Below are 9,462 nucleotides of genomic sequence, written 5' to 3'. Positions count from 1 at the left end.
CGATTCGAACGGAAATGCCAGCGGCGGAGCCATTCCGATCCATTGGTCAAAGTACTTGCAAATGGCGGTCGCAAAAAGCAGCTGGCCAAAAATGACCAGAAACAAAAGGTACTGTGGGTTGATCAGGTTGAAAATCCAACCCGGTTCCCTACGGAGACTCGTCGCCAAGTTAGTTGCTCTGTTGGTAGATGGCTGGTTTTTGTTCAAGCATTCCAAAAGCTTATCGAAAATCTGAAATGCAATGCGAAAACGCTAATGCACATGACGCATGGTGGCACCACTGGGACCTACCACACGTCCGTTCCTTCGTTATCTCTGAAACCTGTCGTGAATTCTTGCGGCAACATTTTCCCACCGCAACGAATCCGCGCGGATGCGGCCAGCTTGAATCCGATTTTCTCGTAGCTTCGAATCGACACGTAACAATTCAAGTGATTCCGCGGCGTTGGACGGACGATCCAATGCGACCTGGATGCCAGCCTCACCCACCACTTCTGGGAGAGAAGTGGTCGCTGAAACCACAACGGGAACCCCCGCCGCCATTGCCTCAGCGGGTGGGATACCGAAGCCTTCATAGCGTGACAACATCAAAAGACTCGATGCTCCGCGGACAAGCGATGGAAGCTCGTCGTCCGAAACCTTTCCCAACAGCTCTAAATTTGGAAGCGACTTCGCTTCGTCAAGATACTGCGGCTCGTTGTTCCCAGCTACGACAATCGTGAGCGGGCTTCCGATCCGGGTCAACTGGCGTGCGACGTCCAGCACCACATCGCCCGCTTTGCGAAACCCGAGTCCACCCACCACGATCACATAGGGGAGCGGAGCCCGGACATTAAGCTCCGTCGGATCGACCGTTGCGATATCGAAGAAAGAGCTTTCCACGCCGCATCCCACCACAACGATTTTTTCGGGTGGCGCTCCAAGCAACTCGACCATTCGAGATTTCGAAAACTCGCTGATTGTGAAGACAACGTCCGAGCGTTCGATTGCCCTCGGAACCCAAAATTTCCACCGCTTCGCTTGTTGATTTCGCGACCTTTGGTCATCGACCGGAAAAAGGGGATCGAGCGGGTGGATATCGTAGACGGTGATCGCAACCGGAATATCCTTAGCGGGCAGCAACGCGTCCGCGGCCGAATAGATCCAGTCGGCGCCTTTAGCCCAGCGATCTAGTTGCGGCCTTTGGAGTAATTTCCAAAGCCATTCCGCGTGCCGCTCTTTGAACGGGAATGAGCAAGTTGGAAAGTCTCGGAGTAGACATACCTCAGGAAGCTTTCCATCCACCAACCACTGCGACGAGCACAGTAGATTGCAAGTAACGTCATCGAGCTTGTTTAGCTCAAGAATCGTCGAGTTGATATGCTTGCCCGCGCCGGTGGTCGGAACAAACGTTCGAATCGGTTGGATGTAGCAGGAAACATGCATAACTGATCTCTAAGCACCGCGATCGTGAAACTGCCGCGACTCGCTGCTTGGTCTCCGGTAAGTGGATGACACATCGTTTCCTTGCACCAAGGAAATTGCTGGCTCGTCAAGCACGGATTCGCCGAACGATATACGGACCTGGACGACTAGCTTGGCTTAGCCAGAACCACAATATCGTGACCTGCGAGTATCCTCGACTTTCGTGTTCCATGCGACAGACAACGATATCCTTTTCCCATGAACCAATTCATGGCGTCAAACGGGTCAATCGCTGAGAAAGCCTCCGAATCAGCTACTTTACATAGGAGGTCGAAGCGAGGTTCCAACTCAACGTAGCGGAGCTTTCTGGGTCTGGAAATGAAGCATTCTCTCATTGAACGAATTGGTAATCGAGTCGCGGCCTTGTAGATCTTGGAACGAAGTACGGGAAGGCCTAGCTTCAACAACCTGTTTTTGATGCTGAGTCGCGAATACGGGAAAAAGCCGACACCGTCACAATTGTACTGACAACAATTCCAGGCCGGTTTTAGAACAAGCTTTCCTCCGGGCTTCAAAACTCGGTCGGCTTCCAAGAATGCAAGGTCTAGATGGGGGACGTGTTCATACGTATTGAGAGAAAAGATTAATTCAAACTGCGCGTCCTGAAAGGGTAGCACATGGCCGCTCGCGCACACGCGGTCATGGCTTTCAAAGCCTTCGGCTAACAAGGCGTTCATGGAATAGTCCAAACCGACAAAATTTGGCACGCGATCAGCGAACATTCCCACTCCGCAACCAACCTCAAGACACGGTCCAGCTACACCATGCTCCCTGCAAAACTGAGGTAAGAAATCCCAAAAGATGGCCGATTGCTCGAAATACAAATTCTCTCCCGCAAGTGAGCGGGTTCTGCTTTGCCGAGCATACACATCATTGTCCATTCCAGCATCAAGCTCTGTATCCAAGGATTCCCGAAGCATCGGCACCCCGCCCACAACAGAAAAGCTTTCACCACAATCAGCACAGACCAGGGACTGTTTTTCCGTTGCGTGAGCCAGGTTTCCTTTACACCGGATCCCCTGTTCATCCACTTTGAAGCAGCACAGCATTTCTGTCAATTGAACGGTCCTAACTAGAATATCCGAATACCTGATTTAGTTTTCGTGAATGTTGCCTTTGCCAAACCAAACAACACGCAAGCGAAAGCGTCCGTCAGACGCATTTACTCGTGATCCGCAAGATTGAAATCCATTGTTGTTGACGACAGAAGCAGTTCGAAAATGGAATGCCGCGTGACGTTTCAAAAGCGAGGCCCTTATTCGCGTTTGAACAGAACATTGTTGAGATGAGAGCAATCGGATATGGAGGACAGAGGGTAGTTGATTCATTTGCGCTGCAATCTACACGAATGCCACAACTCATTAACAGTTCGATTTCTTCGGAACCACGCTTTCAAAAACGCTGGAGTACTCGAAAGGGCATCACGTAACCAAGCCAGGCATTGTTGCGGCAACGGCTGGTCAGAGAGGAGAAACTTTCTAAAAAGGCGACGTTGTTCCATGGCGGAAGATAACCTGATGCCCGCCCAATGCACAAGCAAAACTTTTTTCTTGTGGTCTAAACCACCATGATCCCAAAGACGAAAGACGCCGGCGTTGTCTTCGTAGATCTCTCCAGGCTGACGTGCCCAACCACTACGGCAAACGTCACTAAAGACATCAGCAATATGTGCTATCCGAATCGGTTTGTGATCACAGCAGTAGTTGATAAAGGCTTGGTCCGAGTTTCTTGGATTAAGTTGGTCTCGAATTTGCAACGCCTCCTCACCGAGTCTTATGAATTCTTCTAATGAAAAAACTCCTCGTCTGGAAAGCCAAGCACCTGACAAGAAACCACGGGCTCGACCGTTGCAAATCAAACTCTCACGGTGTGGACCCGCTTCATAAACTTGGTTGATTGCTGTATCAAAATGAATTAAATCCAAATCTAGTCGATCCAGAGCAGCGAAGGCAGGCGCAATATTCCCGAGTATCAGTTGCCGGGCGTCAAAATAGGCAAATCGATCTAGCGGCCCCCAAAATGCGGCATATCGCCGAAACCAGTATTTCCCATAGGACGTATATCCGAGCTCAAAACGATTTCCCAACGATTCCAGCGATCGTAAATCTTCATGATCAAACAACCTGAAATCAAACTGCTGCTTCATTCCAATTACTTTTTCGTATTGATCATTGAAGGGAATTAGATACAGCGGGAGGGTTGGGTTTGTGCTGCGAAAACTCTGAAGAAATGCTCTTGTCCAAGGAAATACTGCGTCGTTCGCTGAAAAGTAAACGCCGTCCGTCATTCAATCGATTCCTGGGATTTGATAATTTGAGTAACATGACTCACACTTCGTCTTTGTTCCGCGATACGATAGCAGAGTTATCGGACGACTCAAAATCACACAAGCCGCTATTCTTAAATCCACGAAGAGTGAATTATTTCATCTCAGTGCCCCAAAACCAGCAGGTAAAGCTGATCGCCCATTTCGCCAAGACTCAGCGATACGGGGATGCGAATTAGCGAGAACTATGAACCAAGTTCACCAGGGCTAAAACAGCGAATGCTACCCAAATCTGATCTTATTTCTGTGAGGCATTTTGGCTAGGTCAGGTGATGACGATCCTTCGCTTTCGCCCAGTGGTTCTTTTGCCTGCCTGGTTTCTGCGACTCTCGCAGGCTTTTATGCCTGCAGCCATCAATGATATTGCGTTGTCCAATTAATTTCGATGAGAAGCATCGGTAACGCGGATCGATTTTACCACCAGGGCATTCAAGCGATTTAACAGCAAGTTGGTGAATGCTGACGCGTCACGATAATCCAGGTGCGAACTGTCTGGAAAGTCGAAGTCGCAAAGTTCATCGTGCTCGAAACAGTGAATCGATTCAACTCCAAGTGTCCGCATCGCAGGCATCCAAAACTTTTCGAGCGGAAATTCTTTCGACTCCGAGATTCGGCGAGGCTCAGAAACGGGCATCCTGACAACCACGACCCTTCCGCCTCGATCGGTAAACTTGTCGATCGATGGGCCCCATTTGGCGGTCACCTTGTCCACCCACGATTTCTCGCCCACCTTTGCTGTTGCGAGTTTTCCATCCTCGAGGACCGCATTTGCAGGCTCAGGCGAAACGCTCGACGCCCGCAGCGAATTGACGCGTTCCACTACACCTGGGATCTGAAAATCAGAGTACTGTTGCCTTCTCGCATCCGTCATGACATGCATTGGTTCAGGTGCTTCTCTCTCGACCAACAAATTGCCCCACAACCTCAATGAACTGCTATTGGGATTGGGGAATACGAATCTTCCCTGGACTTCATTCGCGATACTTCGGTTCAGTGCCCGGTCCAAAGACCAAACGCGATGGAAGTGCTGTACAAAATCGGATTGCGACAGCGAATCCGAGGCAAGCGTGGACTCCGTCTCTGAGATAAGAACAAGGCCCGAAAAATCAGTGTTGGTCACGATGTCTTGAAAGACTGGAAAACTTGTACCGCGGCCCGATATCGCAAGCTGGATAAAGTCCAATTCTGGTCGAATTTCCGAGAGTGTGTTTAGATTGATGTTTGTTTGCATCCGGGAGGCACCCAGCAGAAGCACCGTCCGCGATGAATCAACACTCTCGATTCGCGCTCGCTGAGAACACCATAGATCGGCGTCGCTCACCAGCGACGGGCGGTGCCACGAAGCCCTCAGCAAAACCTCATTTGTTGCTACGCCAGTCGCGGCGAGCAGAGCAGCAGCGAATACGGTGGCGGCCCATGATCGATTCTTGACCTGATGTTCCAACATGCTCTTTAAAATTGGAAATAGATAAACGCCCGGTCTTGCCCGGGCATGGTCAACGTCGAATACAACATTCCACCTACCATCGCTACGCAGGCCCAAGCAGGCATTCGGGCCAATCTATTTTCTAGCGGCGTCGTTCTCGTCCATTGGTGCCCAAATAAGATCGCAGCGAAAGCCATCAAAACGATCGCCACCGAACGTCTGTCAAGTGAGTCACCTGTCGCGAACGGGGAAAACATTGAGGAAAGAAGCAGGTTCGCCTGGCTGAAACTCTCGGCTCGAAAGAACACCCAGGTAATACATACGAGAAACAGCGTGACAAATTGCAGGCCCAACCTCGAAATGCCAGTGCCCAATAGTGCTGACCAACCCGACATCGAATGCCGGATCAAGCGTTCCCCGATGAGGAACAGTCCGTGCAATCCGCCCCAAGCGACGAACGTCCAACTTGCGCCGTGCCACAAACCGCCAATCAGCATGGTGAGCATTAAATTTCGATACGTTCCCCACGTACCACTTCGATTGCCCCCCAAGGGAATGTATAAATAGTCTCTCAACCAGGAAGACAAGCTGATATGCCAACGCTGCCAAAAATCTGAAAACCCAACGGCAGCGTATGGTGCATGAAAGTTTCGCGGCAACACGAACCCCAAGCACATCGCGGCCCCGATGGCACACGTGGAGTAACCTGAGAAGTCACAAAATATTTGCCCAGTGAACGCCAGCGTCCCGCACCAAGCGGCAATGAAATTTGGAGATTCCATCGCACCAAAAACCCGGTCGACCGCTGGCGCCAAGAGCGCGTCCGCAACAACGACCTTTTGAAACATACCCACAATCATCAGCACCAGCCCGAGGCCAAGCATATTCAAATCAAGCTTCTTGGCATCCCTGCACTGTGGAAGGAATTCGTCCGACCGAACAATGGGGCCCGCAACCAATTGCGGAAAAAATGTCACGTACAGTGCGTAATCAAGGAAGGAGTCGCACGGCGACTGCTTTCTTCGGTAGACGTCAATGCTGTAGGAAAGTGTCTGGAACGTATAGAACGAGATCCCCATCGGTAAAATGATATCGAACCTAGCGGGGGAATATGCGACGCCCAGCATATTCATGAAATTTGCAAAATTCTCCAGCAAGAACCCACTGTACTTGAAGAATACGAGCAGTCCTAAATTGACAAGAAGGCTTATCCCGAGCCAAAACTTCCTCTCAAACCCAACGACGGATGCATTGATACGTCGAGCGACAAACCAATCCAAAACCGTGGACAAAACGAGTAGCGAGACAAACGGCGGGTTCCACGCCGCATAAAAAAAGTAGCTCGCAACGAGCAGAAGCAACTTCCGAGCTGTCCAGCCGGGTATCAGGTAATATCCAGATACAACCGTGCAAAAAAGCAGGAAAAAGGTGTACGAGTTGAATAGCACGAAACAGTTTTTTGAAGACGCGTTCGCCGAGTCAGCGTGTTATTCACCGGCCGCAGCAATGGGAATTGCCAGAGATTTGCGGCGGTGACTCAATCGCAAACATTCAAAGGATGGTGGTTTGCAGATAGCTGCAATCTCAATAGCATGCCACAGAAACTCGTAGAGGCCATCGGGAAACCGTTTGCCGCTCCGGCGATCGCTTCGGTCCTTTTGTTTTTCAGGTAGGGTCATACCGAAATGCGGTAAACCAACGCGTTTGTTTAATCGAGCTTCGTGATGCAAGCCAGTTTTCGCAAAGGCCAGCGGCGGTCAGATCCGTTTTAGGAGGGATATCAAGGCCTCACTTTTCCTCGGTCCAACGGCCAGGCTCAGCAAGCGGTAGGCACCGCTCCCAGTCATTGCACCGCGCCCGCTGATGTTTCTTGATTCCGCAAAGATCTCATCGACGACCGGTTTGCGCACACCGCTTCGAAGGGCCAACCGGCCGAGTGACCACAACGCCCGGGCTAACTCCAGTCGCACCTTTTCCTTGACACACGGGTCAGCAATCTCATTGGCGGCGAGCAAATAACGCCTGTAAGCTTCCAGCCTAGCCTGGTAAGTCGCCTCGTTCTTATCTTGCGAACTGACACGTGGTCCATCGTGCTGCTGATAGTAGTAGACCAAGCCAGGGCGATACATAAAATCCGTTCCGGCAAACCACATTCGCATATGCAAATCAAACTCTTGCGCTCGAGGCAATCGCGGATCAAACCCGCCCGCTCGTCGGACTTGGTCCGTGTAGTGAAGCGGAGCCGACGTAAGTGGTAGTGCAAGACTGCCTTCACCAGATCTCAAATCATCGCAACCTAACCGCTTCGATTGAGAGACAACATCACCCGACGCATCGATCCAATCAACATCGCCGTACACTGAAACATCATTTCGCTCGAACGATCGCAATTGTGAAACCTGTCGTTCGAGTGCGCCCGGAGCAAGATAGTCGTCGGCATCCAGGAATTTGACGAACTCGCCTTGTGCCATCTCCAACCCCGCATTTCGAGCACGGCACGCTCCTCCATTACGCTGCCGGACGACTGTGCAACTCGATTCGAAATGGTTCAGCACCCTCTCTGAATCGTCCTGCGACCCGTCATCCACAATGATCACTTCCGGCTCAACGCTTATTTGACCAAGTACGCTATCGATACAGCGTTCCAGGTGCGCTTCGTTGTTGTAGCAGGGAATAACCACGGAAATCTTCAGTTGCATTGCAGCTTTACCCGTTCCTATAGTCGACGACGATCACCAGATCCGATGTTGGTGACGCGGTGCGGCAATTGATCTCGTTGGCTGTCGCTACTTTTGATGCAAACTGAAACAGAGTGTTCGGTGCGGGACTTGAAGCATGATGACATATTGAGTCGAGAAGTTGAGGGGCGATGTTGCTCATGCGAAGGTCTCTCGCAGTAAATGCTCTATGACTTTGGAAGTGTCAAACTTTTCCAATGCCAACTGCTTACCCGCTTGCCCCAATGCAATCCGCTTTGAAGGATTCCGATATAGATCGGCAACTAAAAGACGAATCTTTTCCACCGCCTCCGCGGCGTCGTCGGTTTCAGCGAGAAAACCGGTGGTTTGATCCGCGATCGCTTCGCACGCTCCGCCGTGTTTCCCGCCGATGGTACACGTTCCAGCAACGGCAGCCTCAACAAACGAGATTCCGAATCCTTCGAAGTCACGTCCACCGAGACATCGATTGGGCATCAAAAATAAATCCGAGTGGTGCAGAAGGCTGAATTTCTCGGCATCGGAGACCTGCCCAGGAAATAGTACTCGTTGTTCCAGTCCCATCGAGTGCACGAGCGATTTGAGTGACTGAAGTTCCGGGCCATCGCCTGCGATGACGAAATAGCAGTCCTGGTTGGTCCTGAGCAACTCGGCAACGCCCTGAATTGCCAAATCAAGCCCTTTGCGACGAACGAGGCGGCAAACGGAGGAAATGATGAATGTTTCCCTGCACTGCGTTGGAAGTTTGTCGAAAATGCAATCGGGCTCCTTCTCGATACTGGCTAGTGCTGCAGTGGCGTCCACGCCTGGATAGCAAACCGACTCGTTTGCATTTCGCTCGAATCCCAGCTCGCCGTAAAGCCTCTGCGTCGCTTGTGAATTAAAGACAATACGTTCCGCTTTTTTGACCCATTGTCCAACCGGTTGGCATGCTCGTTCGCCGTCAATTAAGTCAAGGCCATGGAAAAGCAGCCAGTACTCAAAGCCGCCCTTTTGGAGGACCCGGCGAACCAGGTTTGGGTGATGGACTGTGTAGGTTAACCAAACCGTAAACTGACCGTGGTCAACTCGCAACTGATCAAGATGACAAAGCAGTGTGTTGGAGAAACGGTATTCACATTCTTGCTGAACGCGGAACAAGGCCGAATTTATTTTCCGGAACGGCCAGAAACTATCCCCATTACAATTGGTACGCGTCGCCAGCGGCAGATGACAAAACGGAAACCCGGCCTGTTCGATAGGCGTTCTCTCGAGTGAGATAGCTTGCACCAAGCGACCTTGCACATCCAGTTGCTTGCAAATGTCAAAAGAAAATCTGGCGACTCCGCCGCTGCGGGGCGGAAATTCTTCCGATATCACCACAAACTTATTGGTTTTGGTCATGGTTCGTAACAGGTCAACGTATAGCATGCGTAGTGAACAAGCCATCCGGGCGATGACGATACTAAAGTCCATGCCCTCATATCAACAAATGCTCTTAAGTTCATCGACGATTGTAGCTCTTGAACTAAAACTGTTGCCGATATAGG

At 50.9% G+C, this 9,462-nt stretch carries 7 protein-coding genes; all 7 read right to left on the bottom strand.

The genetic code is table 11. The features are described 5' to 3' along the window. Positions 1-309: 309 nt before the first annotated feature. A complete protein-coding gene (locus B2R17_RS22495; RefSeq protein WP_286765761.1) occupies positions 310-1,425 on the bottom strand; it encodes a glycosyltransferase family 4 protein in 1,116 nt (371 codons plus the stop codon). A 146-nt stretch (positions 1,426-1,571) separates the two neighbouring features. After that, positions 1,572-2,513, bottom strand: a complete 942-nt coding sequence (locus B2R17_RS22490) for a methyltransferase domain-containing protein (RefSeq protein ID WP_286765827.1) — start codon at positions 2,511-2,513, stop codon at positions 1,572-1,574. Positions 2,514-2,788: 275 nt separating this feature from the next. Continuing rightward, a complete protein-coding gene (locus B2R17_RS22485; RefSeq protein ID WP_286765760.1) occupies positions 2,789-3,751 on the bottom strand; it encodes a hypothetical protein in 963 nt (320 codons plus the stop codon). A gap of 415 nt (positions 3,752-4,166) precedes the next feature. Then, a complete protein-coding gene (locus tag B2R17_RS22480) occupies positions 4,167-4,910 on the bottom strand; it encodes a hypothetical protein (protein ID WP_286765759.1) in 744 nt (247 codons plus the stop codon). Positions 4,911-5,242: 332 nt separating this feature from the next. Next, positions 5,243-6,577 (bottom strand): MBOAT family O-acyltransferase, encoded by a 1,335-nt coding sequence (locus B2R17_RS22475; RefSeq protein WP_286765758.1) that lies wholly within the window; start codon positions 6,575-6,577, stop codon positions 5,243-5,245. A gap of 396 nt (positions 6,578-6,973) precedes the next feature. Then, positions 6,974-7,915, bottom strand: a complete 942-nt coding sequence (locus B2R17_RS22470; RefSeq protein WP_286765757.1) for a glycosyltransferase family 2 protein — start codon at positions 7,913-7,915, stop codon at positions 6,974-6,976. A gap of 177 nt (positions 7,916-8,092) precedes the next feature. After that, positions 8,093-9,388: a glycosyltransferase family 4 protein gene (locus tag B2R17_RS22465; RefSeq protein WP_286765756.1), complete on the bottom strand. Its 1,296-nt coding sequence runs from the start codon at positions 9,386-9,388 to the stop codon at positions 8,093-8,095. Positions 9,389-9,462: the final 74 nt, after the last annotated feature.

The sequence above is a fragment of the Rhodopirellula sp. UBA1907 genome (assembly GCF_002337565.1).
Lineage (GTDB): Bacteria > Planctomycetota > Planctomycetia > Pirellulales > Pirellulaceae > Rhodopirellula > Rhodopirellula europaea.
This window is presented reverse-complemented; position numbering and strand designations above follow the sequence as displayed.